The organism is Mycobacterium shinjukuense, from assembly GCF_010730055.1.
GTDB classification, from domain to species: Bacteria; Actinomycetota; Actinomycetes; order Mycobacteriales; family Mycobacteriaceae; genus Mycobacterium; species Mycobacterium shinjukuense.
The window spans coordinates 2,856,832-2,875,940 of record NZ_AP022575.1; the positions used below are offsets into that span (position 1 = coordinate 2,856,832).

Genomic DNA, 19,109 nt, shown 5'->3' on the forward strand with positions numbered 1-19,109 from the left:
CAATACCTGAAAAATTTGCCGCCCTTCCTCTCGCCAAGCGTTGCGCATGTCATCGTCTCACTAATAAGGCGCGGGCGCAGGCATTTTCCCAACCCCGTGATCGCCGGCTAAACACTTGACTGCCGACCCGGAACAGCCCCCCTGACCAGCGATTCAGCCGTGCACTTCGCCGAACCGATGCACGCAATGCGCTGCCTTACCGATGATCCTCGCCATATCACTGTGAGCGAAGTGCAAAGTGTCCAATCGAGAACAAATAGCTGCTACAAAGTGCACATGCTCGTTCGGTTGACCGCACATACGCCCGACGGCGAATTCGCGGATCAACCGCCAAACTCAACGCGGCTGACGGCCGGCACCGGCTGCGCGCCCGTCCCCGGCAAATTCGCCCGCGCCGCTGCTGCCGCGGGCGAGGAGCCGCGCCGCTACCACCCGGGGCAGCAAAGCACGGTGATCCGGTTAGGGCCCGACGCCGGTGAAGAGCAAGCCCGACAGTTGCTGGCCGACGTTGCCGAAACCCGAGACGACGGCCGCGGTGACAACACCCAGCGCGCCGGTGTTGTACACGCCCGAGATGCCGGCGCCGCGGTTGAGGATGCCGGAGAGCTGGGTGCCGAAGTTGGCGAAGCCCGACGCCGACCCGAGCAGCGGATCCGACATCGCGTTGAGCAATCCCGACATGCCCGCGCCGGTGTTGCTGAAGCCCGAACCGCCGCCAGCTCCGGTGTTGAAGAAGCCCGACGACGGCAGCGTGGTCGAGTTCCCGAAACCCGGCGCCCCGCCGAACCCGGCGATCGGGACGTTGATCGGGCCGATGGTGGTGTCGGCGTGCAGGTCCAGCAGGATCCGGTCGAGAACGATGGGCGGGATGTCGATGGGGGGGATGCCATTGGACAACGCGAGGCCCAGCGGGAGGGTGGGGATCAGGGTGCCGCCCGGGATGGTGAACCCCGGGATGGTCAGCGACACCGGCAGGCCGATGTCGATCGGGTCGAGGGGGATGGTGAATCCCGGGAAGGTCACCGTGCCGGAGGGGATGGAGATGGGCCCCACAAAGTATGCCCCTTGCGTGGACGTTGCACCCCCGCCGCTAGAGGGCGCGATCCGGATTCCGGGGAAGAAGCTGGGCTTGACCCAAATCTCTGAGGTTGGTCCGGACGTGCTGGTGACGGCTCCTTGGGAGTAACTGACGAGCACGGGCGGGGTCCTGACGGTAATGGGGTTGACGGTGATGGAGCCGACATTGACGGCGGGGTCGAGGCCCAAGTGAATGGATGGAACAGAGATGTCCGGGATGGCGATCGGGCCGATGCCACCGACCGCGGCGAAGCCGACCGGGATGGGCGGGATGTGGATGGGCGGCAGCACGGTAATCGGGCCGATCCCGCCGCTGACGTCGGCGCCCACCGCGGGGAACAGCGGGAGGGTGTAGCCCACGGCGAAGCCGGCCAGGCCCTGGTAGTCGCCGCGCCACAGGATGCCGTTGCTGAAGTTGCCGGTGACGACGGCGCCGGTGTTGACATTGCCCGCGTTGGCCACCCCGGTGTTGGCGTTGCCGGTGTTGAGCCAGCCGGTGTTGATGCTGCCCGGGTTGAAGCCCCCGGTGTTGGTGTCACCGACATTGAAGCTGCCCGTGTTGTAGCTGCCGGCGTTGGCCACACCGGTGTTGAAGTTGCCGGCATTGAAGAGCCCAGTGCTGCCCGTTCCGCTATTGCCGACGCCGGTGTTGAAGCTGCCGGAGTTGAACAACCCGAAGTTGCCGGTCCCGGTGTTGAAGAACCCGACGTTGCCGGTGCCGGAGTTGAACAGGCCGATGTTGCCCGCACCGGAATTTAGGCCGCCGATGCCGGTCTGGTAGTCGCCGGTCAGCCCGATCCCAATGTTGCCGGTGCCGGTGTTGGCCAACCCGATGTTGCCCACGCCCACGTTGGCCAAACCCCAGTTGTTGCCGCCGGCATTGCCCAACCCCACATTGCCCAGGCCCCCCGCGCCCGCGGTCAGACCCGAGTTGCCGAATCCGACGTTGCCGTGGCCGATGTTGCCGAACCCCAGGTTGCCGGCGCCGATATTTCCGAAGCCCAGGTTGTGCGCGCCGAGGTTGGCCGCGCCCAGGTTGACCTCCCCGACATTGCCGAAACCGGCGTTGTGGCTGCCGACGTTGGCCAACCCGATATTCAGAACGGTCACCGGGTTCACCGCGGACCCGCCGGCCAGCAGCCCCGACAGCTGGTGGCCGACGTTGCCCAGGCCTGAGACCAGCGCCGGGGTCCCCACCCCCAGCGTGCTGGTGTTGTAGATCCCCGAGACACCCGAGCCCAGGTTGAGCACACCGGAATGCAGCGTGCCAACGTTGGCAAGACCCGAACCCGCCCCGGCCACCGCGGTGTGCGCCTGGTTCCACCAGCCCGAGGTGCCCGCGCCGAAGTTGCCGAAGCCCGATCCCCCGCCCGCGCCGGTGTTGAAGAAGCCCGACGACGGGGTGGTGGTGCTGTTCCCAATGCCCGGGGTGGGCGGGATGTTGATCAGCGGGATGCTGCTGGCGAGGACATACACCGAGCCGTCGGCGGTCGCCGCGATCTCGGGCCAGGTGATGGCCGGGATGTCCACGCCGCCGGCGCCGGCGGTCACGTCCAGGTTCAGCAGCGAGGTCGCCGGGAACGTCACACCACCGGGGAAGAGGGTGATCGCGTTGACGCTGCCGGGCACCTGGAAGCCCAACGTGATCGGGCCAGTTTCGAGCTGCGGAGTGGTAAACGCCCCGCTGGACGCGGAAATGGTGAGATGGCTTCCGTCGCTCGTGCCGGCGCCGAAAACGAGTGGGCCGGTGGCGTAGGGCGAACCGTCGGCCGATCCGAATGAATAGAAGGTTATACCAAGGCCATTAGTGCCTTGAGTCCATATTTCGAAGGGATCTATCCTCATCTCCGCCCCAACCGAGGCGTTGATTATTTGCTCCACAATGACACTCACCGGCGGAATGCGCACGGACCCCACAACGATGCGGAAGGCGGCGCTTCCGGTGATGTTTGGGGTGAGTGCGGGGATGTCGATCTGCGGAATGGTGAATGCGCCCATCGCGACGTTTCCGGTCAGGTGCGCATTGACGGCCGGCACCGGGATGGGCGGGAGGACCACGGGTCCGAAGCCGCCGTCGAGGTGGGCGTCCACGATGGTGATCCGGGGCACGTCGAGGCTGTAGAACAGGCTGAACAGGCCCTCGTGATCACCCCGCCACAACAGGCCGTTGCTGAAGTTGCCCGACATGAACGCGCCGGTGCCGACGTTGCCCGAGTTGGCGATGCCGGTATTGGTGTGGCCGGTGTTGAACCAGCCGGTGTTGATGGTGCCCGGGTTGAACCCCCCGGTGTTGGTGTCGCCGGCATTGAAGCTGCCGGTGTTGTAGCTGCCGGCGTTGGCCACGCCGGTGTTGAAGCTGCCGGCATTGAAGAGCCCAGTGCTGCCCGTTCCGCTATTGCCGATGCCGGTGTTGTAGCTGCCCGAGTTACCGATGCCGAAGTTGCCGGTCCCGGAGTTGAAGAACCCGATGTTGCCGGTGCCGGAGTTGAACAAGCCGATATTGCCGGCACCGGAGTTCAGGCCCCCGATGCCGGTGAGGTTGTCTCCCACCAGCCCGATCCCGATGTTGCCGGTGCCGGTGTTGGCCAACCCGATGTTGCGCACGCCCTGGTTGGCGAAACCATAGTTGGCGCTGCCGGCATTGCCGAACCCCGTGTTGCCCAGGCCGGCCGCGCCGGCGGTCAGACCCGAATTGCCGAAACCGATATTGCCGTGGCCGACGTTGGCGAAGCCGAGGTTGCCGGTGCCGACGTTGCCCAGCCCCAGGTTTTGCGCACCGAGGTTGGCCGCGCCCAGGTTAACGTCCCCGACGTTGCCGAACCCGACGTTGAAGTTGCCCACATCCGCCAACCCGATGTTGAGGATGGGGATCTGGTTCAACGCGGTCCCGGCCGCAGACACGCCCGACAGCTGATGGCCGACGTTGCCGAGGCCCGACAGCACCGCCGGCGTCCCGAGCGGCAACACGCTGGTGTTGTAGATCCCCGAGACACCCGAGCCGACGTTGAGCACACCCGAGCCCAGCGTGCCGACATTCAACACCCCCGATCCCGACCCCGCCAGCGCGCTCGCCGCCTGGTTCCACCAGCCCGACAGGTTCGACCCGACGTTTCCGAACCCCGACACCCCACCGGCGCCGGAGTTGAAGAACCCCGACGACGGGGTCGCCGTGGTGTTGCCGAACCCTGGCGTCGGCGGGACATCGATGATCGGGATGCTGCTGTCGGGCACGGTGAGATTCAGCGCCAGGTGCAGCGGCAGCGGGTCGATCGTGTACCCACCCGGGAAAATCGTGATCGGATCCAGCGCGCCGGACGCATCGATCGTTAACGGGATGGCGTTCGTGGGGATCGTCAGGCCACCCGCGAACAAGGTGAAGGCCGGCAGACCACCGCTGATGTTCACGTCCAACAGGAATCTCGTGGTAGCGATTTGCGGAATCTCGAAACCCGGAATAGATATCTTGAGCTCGCCGGTCGTTCCGGGGCTAGGGCCGGTGTGAATGGTGATGCCCTGGGTGGGCGCCGGGAAGGGGTCTCCGAAATTGGGAATCGCCGCGGTCGACCCGAGGATCCAGTCCTCGCCTTCGAAGCGCATGCGGATGAGCGGAAGCGTCATGGTTGACCCCGGTGAGGCGGGGATGTCGAGCGGAATAGTGATCGTCTGGGCGGGAATTGGGGTGGCGGGCACCAAGACGATGGGATCCATGTTGATCGCTTCGTGGATCTCTAGCGGTATCGCGGGAACGTCGACCTGCGGGATGGTGAAGGGTCCGATGTTGACGATTTCGTGGACATCGAACAGCGACGTGCCCGGGATGTCGATCTGCTCGATGTGGATGGGGCCCAGGTTGAGGGTTTCGTTGAGGTCCAGCAGGGTGCTGCCGGCAATGTCGATGCTGAAGGAGAAGCCGACCAGCCCGTGGTAGTCACCGGTCCACAGCGCCCCGTTGTTGAAGCTGCCGGAGTTGAACGCGCCGGTGTTGACGTTGCCGGTGTTGAACAGGCCGGTGTTGGTGTGGCCGGTGTTGAACCAGCCGGTGTTGACGGTGCCCGGGTTGACGCCGCCGGTGTTGAAGCTGCCCACGTTGAGGCTGCCGGTGTTGTAGGAGCCGACATTGGCCAGACCGGTGTTGAAGTTCCCCGCGTTGAACAACCCGGTGCTGGCCGTGCCCGCATTCCCCACACCGGTGCTGTAACTGCCCGAGTTGAACAGCCCAAAGTTCCCGGTCCCGGTGTTGAAGAACCCGATGTTGCCGGTGCCCGTGTTGAACAACCCGAGGTTCCCGGTGCCCGAGTTCAGGCCGCCGATCCCGGTCCGGTAGTCCCCGGTCAGCCCGATCCCGATGTTGCCGGTGCCGGTGTTGGCCAGCCCGATATTGCCCACACCCACGTTGGCCAATCCCCAGTTGCCGCTGCCGGCGTTGCCCAACCCCACATTGCCCAGGCCCGCCACGCCCGCGGTCAGGCCCGCGTTGCCGAATCCGAAATTGCCGGCGCCGATGTTGCCGAACCCGAGGTTGCCGCCCCCGACGTTGCCGAGGCCCAGGTTGCTGCCGCCGAGGTTGCCGGCGCCGACGTTGATGTTGCCGACGTTGCCCGCACCCAGGTTGAACTCACCGACGTTAGCCAAACCGAGGTTCACCCCGCCGACATTGCCCAAGGCCAAAGCGTTGCCGATGTCGAGGTGCTGCAGCTCGGCGATGGCCGCGTCGATGATCTGATCGAACACGGACTCGGCAGGTGGGAAGGTGAGGATCGCGATCAGGCCATCGATGGACACCCCCGACACATGGTCGCCGAGGTTGCTGAACCCCGAGATCACCGCCGGGGTGGTGGCGTCCAGCGTGCTCACGTTGAACAGCCCGGAGATGGCGGTGCCGGAGTTCAGCACACCCGAGGCCAGGGTGCCGGCATTGCCCAGCCCCGAGAGTGTCCCCACCAGTGACCCCGCGCCGGCCTGGTTGAGCAGGCCCGACACGCCCGCACCCAAGTTGCCGATGCCCGATCCGCCGCCGGCACCGGTGTTGAAGAACCCCGACGACGGCATCTGGGTCGAGTTCCCGAAGCCCGGCGCCGCCGGGATGTCGATGATCGGGATGTCGATGGGTCCGGCACTGGTGCGAATGTCGAAGCCCAGCGGGATCGCGGAAATGGTGGTGCCTGTGATCGTGACCGCCGGGATGTCCACGGACGCATCGATCGGCACCACCTCCGACATTGAAATCCCATCGATGACCGAGGCCGGAATATCAACAGGTATGCGGATAGGAATCGACTCACTCAACGAAATCGCATCCAGGGGGATGGGCTCGATCTCCAGGGGCACACCGATCCCGGCCACCACGATTGGCTCAAGATGAATTGGTCCGAGTTGGCCCGTGATAGGACCAAGAACGGGCAGGCCTAACGTGAAATCCATGGGCGGAATATCGATATTCGAGAGCGTGATGGGGCCGAAGCTGATGAAGTTACCGTTATTCTTCAGGGCGGACAGCAGGGTGGCTTCCGGGGCGGTGAAGCCGACGGTGACGACGCCATTGATGCCGATGTGGATGGCGGGGATGGGGATGTCGGGCACGGTGAAGCTGTAGTCCGCGTCGCCGGTGATCTGCAGGTGCAGCGGCGGAAGGATCGTGGTGTCCGGGATGACGATGGGGCCGATACCGCCGGTCGTGGTGATGCGGATCGGGAATTGCGGGATCGTGATGCCATAGGACAGGCCGAACAGGCCCTCGTGGTCGCCGCGCCACAGCATGCCGTTGCTGTCGGTCCCCGACATGAGGGCGCCGGTGTTGCGGGTGCCCGTATTCATGATGCCGGTGTTGGCGTGGCCGGTGTTGAACCAGCCGGTGTTGATGTCGCCCGGGTTGAAACCACCGGTGTTGGTGTCACCGACATTGAAGCTGCCCGTGTTGTACGACCCGGGGTTGGCGATGCCGGTGTTGAAATTGCCGGCATTGAAGAGCCCAGTACTGCCGGTTCCGCTATTACCGATGCCGGTGTTGAAACTACCGGAGTTGAACAGTCCGAAGTTGCCGGTGCCGGTGTTGAAGAACCCGACATTGCCGGTGCCGGAATTGAACAATCCGATATTGCCACTACCCGAGTTGAGGCCGCCGATGCCGGTCTGGTAGTCGCCGACCAGCCCGATCCCGATGTTGCCCGTGCCGGTGTTGGCCAACCCGATGTTGCCCACACCCAGGTTGGCCAGCCCCCAGTTGTTGCTGCCGGCATTGCTCAACCCCACGTTGCCCAGGCCGGCCAGGCCCACCGCCGGACCCGAGTTGGCGAACCCGACGTTGCCGGCACCGATGTTGCCGAACCCGACGTTTCCGCTGCCGATATTGCCCAGGCCCAGGTTCTGCGCGCCGATGTTGGCCGCACCCCAGTTGAGGTCCCCCACATTGCCCAACCCGGTGTTGAACGCGCCCACATCGGCCCACCCGATATTGACAATGGGGCTCCGGTTGATCACGGTCCCATTTGCCAAGAACCCCGACAGCTGCTGGCCGAGGTTGCCGATGCCCGAGACCACCGCCGGGGTGCCCGCTCCCAGGGTGCTGGTGTTGTACCACCCGGAGATCCCCGAGCCGACATTCAGCACACCCGAGCTCAGCGTGCCGGCATTGGCAACTCCCGAGCCCGCCCCTGCTAACACGTCGTGCGCCTGGTTCCACCAGCCCGACGTGCCCGCGCCGACGTTGGCGAACCCCGATCCACCGCCGCCACCGGTGTTGAAGAACCCCGACGATGGGGCCGTGGTGGTGTTGCCGAACCCCGGCACCGCCGGCACATCGATGATCGGGATCGGGATATCGCCGATAAGGATGGTGCCGTCGAAGGTCGCCGGCACGGTGTCGAGGGTGAACCCGTCGGGCAACAGCGTGAACGCGTCCAGCCCCACGGACAGTCCGGTGACCCCGGCGGAGGCCCGCGGAAAGGTCAGCCCACCCGGGAAGAAGGTGAACCCGTCGTTGGCGACCTCCATACCCACCGTCACGGGGGTTTGCGCGGGAATGGTGAAACCATTCGGGAAAAGCGTCCACGGGGTGGTGTCCAAGTTGAGGGTTAGGGGAATTGGTGTCGGGGTGACCAATATCTGACCGCTAACCGTGAGGCCGGGCACAATGATGTTCTCTAGGAACAAGACACCGGCAACAACTTGGAACGCATCAATGGTGATAAATGGGTCACTGAGGCGGAACGGCTCGAGAAAAAGCCCTATCGAACCGGCGAGCGGGTCAAGAGCGCGAATCGGCGAGATGGTGTTTGCGGCCAGGTCCACGCTTCCGGTGATGCTGGCGATGGGAAGTGAGGGAATGCTGATCGGTGGGACGGTGAACGGACCCAGGCCGACGGTGGCGTCGGTGATCTCGACGTGCACGGCGGGTACCGGGACGGGCGCCACATGCAGCGGGCCCACCCCGCCGATCGCGTGCACGGTGACCGGGAATTGGGAGATCGTGGGCCCGACGCGGACGCCGACCAGGCCCTCGTAGCCGCCCCGCCACAACAGGCCGTTGCTGTAGTCGCCCGTCATGAAGGCGCCGGTGCCGAAGGTGCCCGCGTTGGCCAACCCGGTGTTGGCATGCCCGGTGTTGAACCAGCCGGTGTTGATGCCGCCCGGGTTGAAGCCACCGGTGTTGGTGTCGCCGGCGTTGAAGCTGCCCGTGTTGTAGTCACCGGTGTTGGCGATGCCGGTGCTGAAGCTGCCGGCATTGAAGAGCCCGGTGCTGGCCGTTCCGCTATTACCGATCCCGGTGTTGAAGCTGCCGGAGTTCCCGATGCCGAAGTTGCCGGTCCCGGAATTGAAGAACCCGACGTTGCCGGTGCCGGAGTTGAACAACCCGATATTGCCGATGCCGGAGTTCAAGCCCCCGATCCCGGTCCGATGGTCCCCGACCAGCCCGATCCCGATGTTGCCCGTGCCGGTGTTGGCAAACCCAATATTGCCCACACCCATGTTCGCCAAGCCATAGTTGTTGATGCCGGCATTGCCAAAACCAACATTGCCCACCGCCGCCGCGCCGGCGGTCAGGCCCACGTTGGCAAACCCCAGGTTGCCGTGGCCGATGTTGCCCAACCCCAGGTTGCCGTCCCCGACATTGCCCAGGCCCAGGTTGTGCCCACCGATGTTGGCCGCACCCAGGTTGACGTCCCCGACATTTCCGAACCCGGTGTTGAAGTTGCCCACATTGGCCAACCCGAGGTTGCCGGCGAGCATCGAGCGCAGCGTGGTTCCCGCCGCCGACACCCCCGACAGCTGCTGGCCCAGGTTGCCGATGCCCGACACCGCCGCCGGTGTCCCGAAAGGCAACACGCTGGTGTTGTAGAACCCCGAGATCCCTGAGCCCAGGTTGAGCACACCCGAGCCCAGGGTGCCCACGTTGCCAACACCCGAACCGGCCCCCAACAGCGCGCTCGGCGCCTGGTTCCACCAGCCCGAGCTGCCCGCGCCGACGTTGCCGAAACCCGACACCCCACCCGCACCGGAGTTGAAGAATCCCGACGACGGGGCCGTGGTGGTGTTCCCCACTCCCGGCGCCGCCGGGATATGAAGGCCCTGGATCGTGATGGGGCCGATCGTGACCCCGCCCCCCACGGTCAGGGGGATGCGATCGATCGTGATCGGCGGGGTGCTGAACCCGTCGATCTGGCCCTCGATATCGATCGTCAACGGCAACGGCTGCGCCGGAACACTGAACCTTGGGATGGTAAAGCCCGGGGTTTCGATCGACACACTCGCCAGCAACCCCAAAGGATTATCGGGAACACTGATGCCATTCGGGAACAGCGTGATCGGAGGGGTATCCCATCTGATCGTTAAATCAATCTGTGGATTGGTGGGTCCGGGAATGGTGGTGTCGATAACGATAGGGCCGATAAAGCTGACAAGCTGACCGTTAGAATCAAAGGTTTGGATTTGTGGAATTGTGATTTTCCCTAAACTGAAGGTGGGAAAGGGCAATTGGGTGACAAATGTCTGTTGGGCAAACAGGGTGATGGGTGTGATGGTCAGCGGGCCGATGTTGATGGGTATGCCGATACCGCCGCCGAAGGCGGGGATCACGATGTCGGGAACCACCAGCGGGCCCAAGTTGACGGTTTGGTGAATGCTGAGCGGGATGGTGGGCAGGATCGGGATCGGCTGGATGGTGATCGGGCCGATGTCGCCGTTGAGCACCAGGCCGATCGGGATTGCGGGGATCGCGGGCCCTCCGGCGAAGCCGAACAGGCCCTGGTAGTCACCCACCCACAGCACGCCGTTGCTGAAGTTGCCCGAGATGAACGCGCCGGTGTTGACGTTGCCCGAGTTGGCGATGCCGGTGTTGGTGTCGCCGGTGTTCAGCCAGCCGGTGTTCACACCGCCGGGGTTGAAGCCACCGGTGTTGGTGTCGCCGGCGTTGAAACTGCCGGTGTTGTAACTGCCCACGTTCGCCACGCCGGTGTTGAAATTGCCGGCATTGAACAACCCCGTGCTGGCCGTCCCCGCATTACCGACACCCGTGTTGTAATTACCCGAGTTGAACACCCCGAAGTTCCCGGTCCCCGAATTGAAGAACCCCACATTCCCGGTGCCGGAGTTGAACAACCCGATATTCCCGGTGCCCGAATTCAGGCCCCCGATACCCGTCAGGTGGTTGCCGGTGAGCCCGACGCCGACGTTGTTGGTGCCGGTGTTGGCGAAACCGATGTTGCCCACACCCAGGTTTGCGAAACCATAGTTGCTGCTGCCCGCATTGCCCAACCCGATATTGCCCAAGCCGGCCAGGCCCGCCCCCAGACCGGAGTTGCCGAACCCGACATTCCCGTTACCCACATTGCCGAACCCGACATTGGTGCCACCGGCATTCCCGAAACCCAGATTCTGCCCACCCACGTTGCCCGCGCCCAGGTTGAACACCCCGACATTGCCCAAGCCGGCGTTGTAATTGCCGACATTGCCCGAACCCGCATTCAGGCTCAGCACCTTCGCAGGGCCGGCGAACAGGGTGGTAAGGAACGCGCCGACACCTCCCCCCAACGCCTGCGCCGGCGGCCCAAAAGCCGGCAACGCCGCCGCCGCCGCCGACGCGCCGCCGTGGTAGCCGGCCATCGCCGCCACATCGGCGGCCCACATCAGCTCGTACTCGGCCTCGGCGGCCGCGATCGCCGCCGTGTTCTGCCCCAACAGATTCGACAACGCCAGCTGTACCAATTGCGCCCGGTTGGCCGCCACCAGCGCCGGATCCACCGTCGCCGCCAACGCCGCCTCAAAGACCCCCACCACCACCCGCGCCTGCCCGGCCACCTCCTCAGCCGCGGCCGCCACCGAACCCAACCACCCCGCATACGGCGCCGCCGCGGCCGCCATCGCCGCCGCCGCCACGCCCTGCCACCCCCCCACCACCAACCCCGACGTCACCTGCTCAAACGACGCCGCCGCCGCCCCCACCTCGGCCGCCAACCCGTCCCAGGCCGCCGCCGCCGCCAACCACGGCCCCGAGCCCGCGCCGCCATACATCAACACGGAATTGATCTCGGGGGGCAATACCTGGAAGCTCACCATCCTTCCTCTCGTCAGGTGTTGCGCATGTTATCGTCTCACCACCAGCTGGCGCGTGCAGCCAATTCGGCCCGATCATTGGCGTCCGGTATGCGGTCACGCTACGCACGTCACCCGTTATGCGATTAGCGATGCGTCACCCGGAACGGGTGCAATGCGATTGACCGCGGCGCCCATGATTCACTTCGCGTGCTGGCCTCCCAAGGGCAAATTCACCAAACAATTGAGAAATGGCGATGCACAGTGCACAGCCATCCGTCGGGTGGCGCGGAACCCGCAATCCAAACCGGACCGCCGACCCGGGGGTGTGCACGTCCGCCGAGACCGGCGTTGGTGCGGTTGGCGCGCGATCTGGGCGAGCTACAGTTGTGCAAATGCCCGCACCCGCACCGCCCGCGCTGACCGTTCGGTACGACGGGTCGGAACGCACGTTCGCCGCGGGCCATGACGTGGTGGTCGGACGCGACCTGCGCGCCGACATGCGCATCACCCATCCGCTGATCTCGCGGGCCCACCTGCTGCTGCGCTTCGACCAGGGCCGGTGGCTGGCGATCGACAACAATTCGCTGAACGGCACCTTCGCCAACGGACGCCGGGTCCCGGTGGTCGAGATCCACGACGGCCAGAGCGTCAACATCGGAAACCCCGACGGGCCGCTGCTGACCTTTGAGGTCGGCCGGCACCTGGGGAGGGCCGGGTGCCCGCCCCAAACCGAGTCGATGCCCATCGTCGTGCCCCCGCCGTCGGGGCCACCCCCGGCGCCCCCCCATCCCGGCGCGCCGCCGCATCCGGCGGCCAGGTCGGGGCAACCGGGGCCACCGGAGATGCCCCGGTATCCGAGCAGCTCCGCGCCCTGGCCACCGGCACCGCCGCCGTCACCGCGTCCGGGTCCCGACGCGCAGCGGCCGCCGATAGCCGCCCAGCCGCCGGTGGCCAACCTGGCGACGAAGGTGTTTCAGGCCCTGCGAACCCTCACCGGCCCACACCCGAGGCCCGCCGGCGCCGTCACGATCGGCCGCGCCACCGACAACGACATTGTCATCCAAGACGTCCTGGCGTCGCGCCAGCACGCCTTCCTCACCAGCACACCGCTGGGCACCGAGATCCGCGACGCCCACAGCGTCAACGGGACCTTCGTCAACGGGGTCAGGGTCGGGTCGGCGATCTTGACCGACGGCGACGTGGTCACCATCGGCAACGTCGACCTGGTGTTCACCCGGGGCACCCTGGTCCGCCGCACCGAGGCCGCGACCCGCACGGGCGGCCTGGAGGTCAACGCGGTCTGCTTCGCCGTCGACGGCAAGCAACTGCTCGACAACATCTCGCTGACCGCCCGCCCCGGCACGCTGACCGCCATCATCGGCGGGTCCGGCGCCGGCAAGACCACGTTGTCGCGGTTGATCGCCGGATACACCAGCCCCAGCTCCGGCACGGTGACCTTCGAGGGCCACAACATCCACGCCGAGTACGCGTCGCTGCGCAGCAGGATCGGCATGGTCCCGCAGGACGACGTGGTGCACCGCCAGCTGACGATCAACCAGGCGCTCGGCTACGCCGCCGAACTGCGGCTGCCGCCCGACACCAGCACAGCCGACCGCGCCCAGGTGGTCGCCCAGGTCCTCGAGGAACTCGAGCTGACCCAACACGGCGACACCCGGGTGGACAAGCTCTCCGGCGGGCAGCGCAAACGCGCCTCGGTGGCACTCGAACTGCTCACCGGACCGTCACTGCTGATCCTCGATGAGCCGACCACCGGGCTGGATCCGGCGCTGGACCGGCAGGTGATGATGATGCTGCGCCAGCTGGCCGACGCCGGCCGGGTGGTGCTGGTCGTCACGCACTCGGTGGCCTACCTCGACGTCTGCGATCAGCTGTTGCTGATCGCGCCCGGCGGCAAGACGGCGTTCCTGGGCCCGCCCAGCCAAATCGGCGCGGCCATGGGCACCACCAACTGGGCCGACATCTTCGCCCGGGTGGGCGCCGACCCGGACGCAGCCAATCGCCGCTTCCTGGCCGCACACCGCCCCCCTGCCTTCGCGCCCGAAGCCATCCCCGCCGACCTGGGCGAACCGGTGCACACCAGTGTCATCCGCCAGTTCTCCACCATCGCGCGCCGTCAGGTTCGGCTGGTGGTCTCCGACCGCGGGTACACGGTCTTCCTGGCGGTCTTGCCGTTTTTGATCGGTGTGCTCAGCCTGACCGTTCGCGGCGAAACCGGGTTGGGCATCGCCGAAGCCATCAGCAGCAATCCGGACCAGCCCGGGCAGATCCTGGTGATGCTCAACGTCGGCGCCGTCTTCATGGGCACCGCCCTGACGATTCGTGACCTGGTCGGCGAGCGTCCCATCTTCCGGCGCGAACAGGCGGTCGGCCTGGCGACGGGCGCCTATCTGGGCGCCAAGATCGCGGTGTTCAGCGGGTTCGCGATCGTCCAGGCCGCGATCGCGACGATCATCACGATCGTCGGCTGGGGCTCACCGCCCACCGACGCGGTGATGCTGGGCGGCGGCGACGTCGGGGTCGGCCTCGAGCTGTTCGTGACGGTCGCCGCGACGTGTGTGGCCTCGGCAATTCTCGGCATGGCCCTGTCGGCGCTGGCCCAGTCGCAAGACCAGATCATGCCGATGCTGGTGGTGTCGATCATGTCGCAGCTGGTGTTCTCCGGCGGCATGATCTGGGTGACCGACCGGTTCTTGCTCGACCAGCTGTCGTGGGCGACGCCCGCGCGGTGGGGCTATGCGGCATCGTCATCGACGGTCAACATTGAGAAGCTGGTCCCGGGTCCGGTCAAGCCGAAGGACCAGCATTGGGTGCACAAGCCGAGCGCATGGCTGTTCGACATGGCGATGCTGGGGGTGTTGAGCATCGTCTACGGCTTCATCGTGTGGTGGAAGATCCGGCTGAGGCGTCGCTGATGCGCGCGACGATAGTGACGTGATGACCCGATCGCAGCGTCCGGTGCTGACCGTGCGGTCCGGCCATGTGGGGCGCAGCTTCGCGGCCGGCCCCGACGTCGTCGTCGGAAGCGACCTTCACGCCGACTTCCGGGTCGGGCACCCGCTGATCGCCGCCGCGCACCTGCTGCTGCGCTTCGACCGGGGCGGCTGGATCGCCGTCGACAACGATTCACCGAGCGGGATCTTCGTCGACGGCCGCAAGGTGGCGTCGGTCGACATTCACGACGGCCTGGCCATCGCCCTGGGCAGGCCCGACGGGCCGCGGATCACCTTCGAGGTCGAACACCACCGGGGCATCATCGGCCTGCTGCCGCACTGAGTGGGCCGAGCAGACGCGAAAGCCCCCCAAAACCGCGGTTTTGGGGGGCTTTCGCGTCTGCTCGCGCCCCGGTGACCCGGTGACCCGCCTCAGTGGGGCGTCAGGCTGGCCAGCGCGTATTCGGTGACCGCGATCAGCGCATCGGTCGCCGACCGGCGATCGCGGGCGTCGACGGTGATCACCGGGATGTGCCGGGGCAGCGTCAGCGCCTTGCGCACCTCGTCAACGGGATACCTTGGCGCACCGTCGAACTCGTTGACCGCGACCAAGAACGGCAGGTTGCGGTGCTCGAAAAAATCCACCGCGGCGAAGCTGTCCTGCAGGCGCCGGCAATCGACCAGCACGATCGCTCCGATGGCCCCGCGCACCAGGTCGTCCCACATGAACCAGAACCGGCGCTGGCCCGGGGTGCCGAACAGGTAGAGCACCAGGTCCTCGGCCAGGGTGATCCGGCCGAAGTCCATCGCCACCGTGGTGGTCCGCTTGTCCGGGGTGGCCTCGAGCATGTCGACACCGGCCGAGGCGTCGGTGACCATCGCTTCGGTGCGCAGCGGCATGATCTCCGAAACCGCGCCGACGAACGTGGTCTTGCCGGCACCGAACCCGCCCGCGATGACGATCTTCGTCGACGCGGGGCCGCGCGCCTCAGCGTGTGCCTCAGAGTGCTTGTAGGCCACGAAGGGTCCTTCCTATGAGTTCGTGGCGCTCATCACGGGTCGAACGGTCGGTCAGGGTCGCCCGCACCCGAAGGTAACCGGAGGTGACCAGATCGCCGGCCAAGACGCGCGCGACACCCACCGGCACATCCAGCCGGGCCGCGACTTCCGCGACCGACGGGCTGTTCACGCACAGCCGGATGATGCTGCCCCGCACGTCGTGGCGCGGCCAGCGGTGTGACAGCCCCGCCGGCAGCGTCTGCAACGGCGCTTCCAGCGGAAGGTCGACGTCGGAGGCCGTCCGCCCGGCCGTCAGCGTGTACGGCCGGACCAGGCTGGCCAGCTCGCGTCTAGCGCCGGGAAGACTGGACAACGCCGCCCACCCGTTCAACGAGAATGGCCATCTCGTAACCGATCTGGCCGATATCACACCCGGTCGCGGCCAGCGTCGCCAGATGCGAGCCGTCGCCCACGCGCATCAACAGCAGGAAGCCGTGTTGCATCTCGACCACCGACTGCAGCACCGGCCCACCCTCGAACAGCTGGGCGGCACCGCTGGCCAGGCTGGCCAACCCGGAAGCCACCGCGGCCAACTGGTCGGCTCGCTCGCGCGGCAGGTGCTCACTGGCCGCGACGGGCAGCCCGTCGACCGACACCAGCAACGCGTGCGCCACCCCGGGGACCTCGCGGGCGAATTTCGACACCAGCCAGTCCAGGTGGGTGGGTGAAGAATTGGTCGTCATTGCTGATCGGTTTGCAGATCGGTGTCACGGGCATGCGACCGTGCGGTGCGCACGCCGTCGAAATGGCTGCTGAGAGCGGCGCGAACCGCATCTGGGTGCCGGGCGGGTTGCGGTGCGGCGTCCGCGGCTGCCCGCTGATCCCGCGGGTCGGGCTGCTGATCGGGCGACGGGGCCCCGGGCACCAACCGGGCGCCGGGGGTGCGCACCGGCAGGCCGTGTTCGGTGTGGGACTCGACGGGCTTGTCCTGTGCCTCGGCGGCCGCCGACCAGCCGCGGTCCCACACCGTCCGCCAATCCAGATCGGGGCTGCTAACCAGCTCGTGTGGGTCAGCCGCCATCTCGGAGAGCATCCGCTGATAGATCACGTCGTCCTCGGCCGGGCCCGGTGCCGCCGACGGCCGAGGGGCGGGCCTAGCCGGCTGCGACGCTTCCGCGGGGGCCTGGTGCGGGGCCCGCGCCGGGGCCGGTGCGGGGGGGTGCGAAACGCCGCTCTCCCACCAGGGCGTCGGCAGCGCGCGCCGGGGCGGTCGCGGCCGCTCGGCCGCCGGAATGTCGGTGATGCCGCTGGCCCCGGGATTGCGGCGGGGCAACAGCGTCACCGACGGTGCCGGGCCGCCGGCACCGTTGGGCTTCGACGCCGCAGCGGGCGCGGCCGGCGCACGCTGGTCGGCTGTGGCCCTCGGCGGGGAGACCAGGAACACCCCGCCGCGCGGATTCGGCGGCTGGGCCGCGGCGGCGCCGACGAGCACGGCCGCCGGCAGGTAGACCTCGGCGGTGGTGCCGGTGCCCGCTTCGCCGGTCGCCGGGCCGCGCAGCCCCACCCGGATACCGTGCCGGCTGGCCAGCCGGCCGACCACGAACAGGCCCATGTGCCGGGCGTTGTCGGGGGTCACCTCACCGCCACCGTGTTGCAGCCGCATGTTGGCGATCCGCCGATCGGCTTCGGTCATGCCCAATCCGGAGTCGGCGACCCGCAGCAGGACACCGCCCTCGCTGCCACGGACCGCCGACACCCGCACCCGGGTGGTGGGGGGCGAGTAGCGCAGCGCGTTGTCGATCAACTCGGCAAGCAGATGGATGACACCACCGGCCGCCGCGCCGGTCACCGTGCAGTCGGGCAGCCCGGCGATGTCGACGCGGCGATAGTCCTCGACCTCGGACACCGCGGCGTTGATCACCGTCGACAACGCCACCGGCTCGCGATGGTCACCCGAGACCCGCGCGCCGGCCAGCACCAGCAGGTTGGCGCTGTTGCGGCGCAGCCGGGCGGCCAGGTGATCCAGCCGGAACAGGCTGTCCAGCCGGTCGGGGTCCTGCTCGTGGCGCTCCAGCCGGTCGATGAGCGCCAGCTGCTGGTCGACCAGCGACCGGCTGCGCCGCGACAGGGTCTCGAACATGTCGTTGACCAGCGATCGCAACCGCGCCTCGTCGCCGGCCAGCAGCAGGGCGTGGGTGTGCAGTTCGTCGACGGCGTGTGCGACCTGGCCGATTTCCTCGGTGGTGTACACCGCCAGCGGCTGGGGGCTCGGCTCGCCGCCGGCCCGCACCGCCGCGATCTCGCCCTCGAGGTCGGTGTGGGCGACCTTGAGCGCGCCGTCGCGCAGCACCCGCAGCGGCCCGACCAGCGCGCGCGCCACCACCAGCACGATGACCAGGGCGATCGCGATGACGCCCGCCACCACCGCGGCGTCCCGGAGGGTGGCGTCGCGCGCAGCGCTGGCTTGGCCGTGCAGCGCCTTGGGCACCGAATTGGTGGTGTCGGTGATGACCTGCTCGGCGATCCCCTTGGTGATCTGGATCGACCGCAGCAGCTCGGGGTTGTCGACCAGCGCGATGGCCGGGTCGGACATGATCGCCATCCGCAGGACCATCTGCTCCTGCAGGTTGCGGGCATCCGGCGAGCCGGCGCCGAGCGCCTCGGTCATCCCGAACAGCGTCGACGGCTCGGTGCCGGCCAGCGTGATCATCGAGGTGCGCAACTGCGGCTCGGAAAGATCGGCGCCGCGGGTCACCAAAATCTCCTGCATCGTCATCTGCCCGCGGGCCCCCACCGCGCGGCTCAAACCCTGCAGCTGAGCCCGAATCCGCGCACCGTCGACGCGCACCGACGCGGTGATCGCGTCCTCGGCCGTCAACAACAGCGGCGCGTAGCTGGTGATCCGGTCACGCAACCCGATGCTGTCGTCGAGCACCTTGTCCAGCAGCGCCTGCCCGCCGTTGAGCAGCGTGTTCACCGCCGAGCGCACGTCGGGGATCACGTCGGTGTCGGCCAACCGCGTCTGCAGCTCGTACTTGCGGGCGGCGAAGTTCTTCTTCGCGCCCTCCACGTCGTGGCCGGTGGAACTCGCCAGCACCGCGACGTCCAGGGCCGACATGTATTTCGTGATCGCCGGCAGCAGGTTGGCACGGGCCGCGACCAGCCGCAGCTCGCTGGCGTCGGTCATCGCGTCCCGGACCCGCCATGCGCCCAAGGCCGTGGCCACCACCAGCGGAACGAGCCCGATCGCCACCACTTTCCACACAACCGGCCAGTTGCGCAGCGACCACGCGGGAGGGCGTTTGGGCGTCGGTTCGGCGGACGGGGGCGTCTTGGCTGCGGCCGCCGCGACGGGGGTGGTCGGGCGGGCGAACATGGTCACGTGGTCGCGGCCGTGGCATCGGCCGCACCCCTGAAATGCAGCGCTCGCAGAAACGAGAGGCTCATGAATCTTCCTGCGTCATTCGGCCAGATCGATCGGTGCACACGTAAAGCACCTGGCAACCCGACGAGTATGACAGCCCGGCGCCGAGGTCTCCACATTTGTCATGA

Annotated in this window: 7 protein-coding genes; 2 read left to right on the forward strand and 5 right to left on the reverse strand. The window is 67.1% G+C overall.

All coding sequences use genetic code 11. The annotated features are described in order from the left end of the window. Positions 1–459: 459 nt before the first annotated feature. Complete coding sequence (locus tag G6N20_RS21800; protein WP_163663008.1) at positions 460–11,625, reverse strand: PPE family protein; 11,166 nt, start codon at positions 11,623–11,625, stop codon at positions 460–462. A gap of 374 nt (positions 11,626–11,999) precedes the next feature. Between G6N20_RS21800 and G6N20_RS12870 the strand changes: the two genes are divergently transcribed. Then, a complete protein-coding gene (locus G6N20_RS12870; RefSeq protein ID WP_083050033.1) occupies positions 12,000–14,540 on the forward strand; it encodes an ATP-binding cassette domain-containing protein in 2,541 nt (846 codons plus the stop codon). Between the two features lie 22 nt (positions 14,541–14,562). After that, positions 14,563–14,901, forward strand: coding sequence for an FHA domain-containing protein (locus G6N20_RS12875; protein ID WP_083050036.1), 339 nt, complete (start codon positions 14,563–14,565; stop codon positions 14,899–14,901). A gap of 89 nt (positions 14,902–14,990) precedes the next feature. On the opposite strand, the gene G6N20_RS12880 is transcribed toward G6N20_RS12875, so the two are convergent. The 4 genes from G6N20_RS12880 to G6N20_RS12895 are packed head-to-tail and all read right to left on the reverse strand — an operon-like array spanning position 14,991 to position 18,939. Beyond that, the gene (locus G6N20_RS12880; RefSeq protein WP_083052280.1) at positions 14,991–15,578 is read right to left on the reverse strand and encodes a GTP-binding protein; all 588 of its coding nucleotides are present in this window, start codon (positions 15,576–15,578) and stop codon (positions 14,991–14,993) included. Further along, the gene (locus tag G6N20_RS12885; RefSeq protein WP_083052307.1) at positions 15,559–15,930 is read right to left on the reverse strand and encodes a DUF742 domain-containing protein; all 372 of its coding nucleotides are present in this window, start codon (positions 15,928–15,930) and stop codon (positions 15,559–15,561) included. Before G6N20_RS12885 ends, G6N20_RS12880 begins: the two co-directional genes overlap by 20 nt. Next, positions 15,908–16,300, reverse strand: a complete 393-nt coding sequence (locus tag G6N20_RS12890; RefSeq protein ID WP_083052284.1) for a serine protease inhibitor — start codon at positions 16,298–16,300, stop codon at positions 15,908–15,910. The genes G6N20_RS12885 and G6N20_RS12890 overlap by 23 nt, the downstream gene beginning before the upstream one ends. Further along, positions 16,297–18,939 (reverse strand): sensor histidine kinase, encoded by a 2,643-nt coding sequence (locus tag G6N20_RS12895; RefSeq protein WP_232065338.1) that lies wholly within the window; start codon positions 18,937–18,939, stop codon positions 16,297–16,299. Before G6N20_RS12895 ends, G6N20_RS12890 begins: the two co-directional genes overlap by 4 nt. Positions 18,940–19,109: the final 170 nt, after the last annotated feature.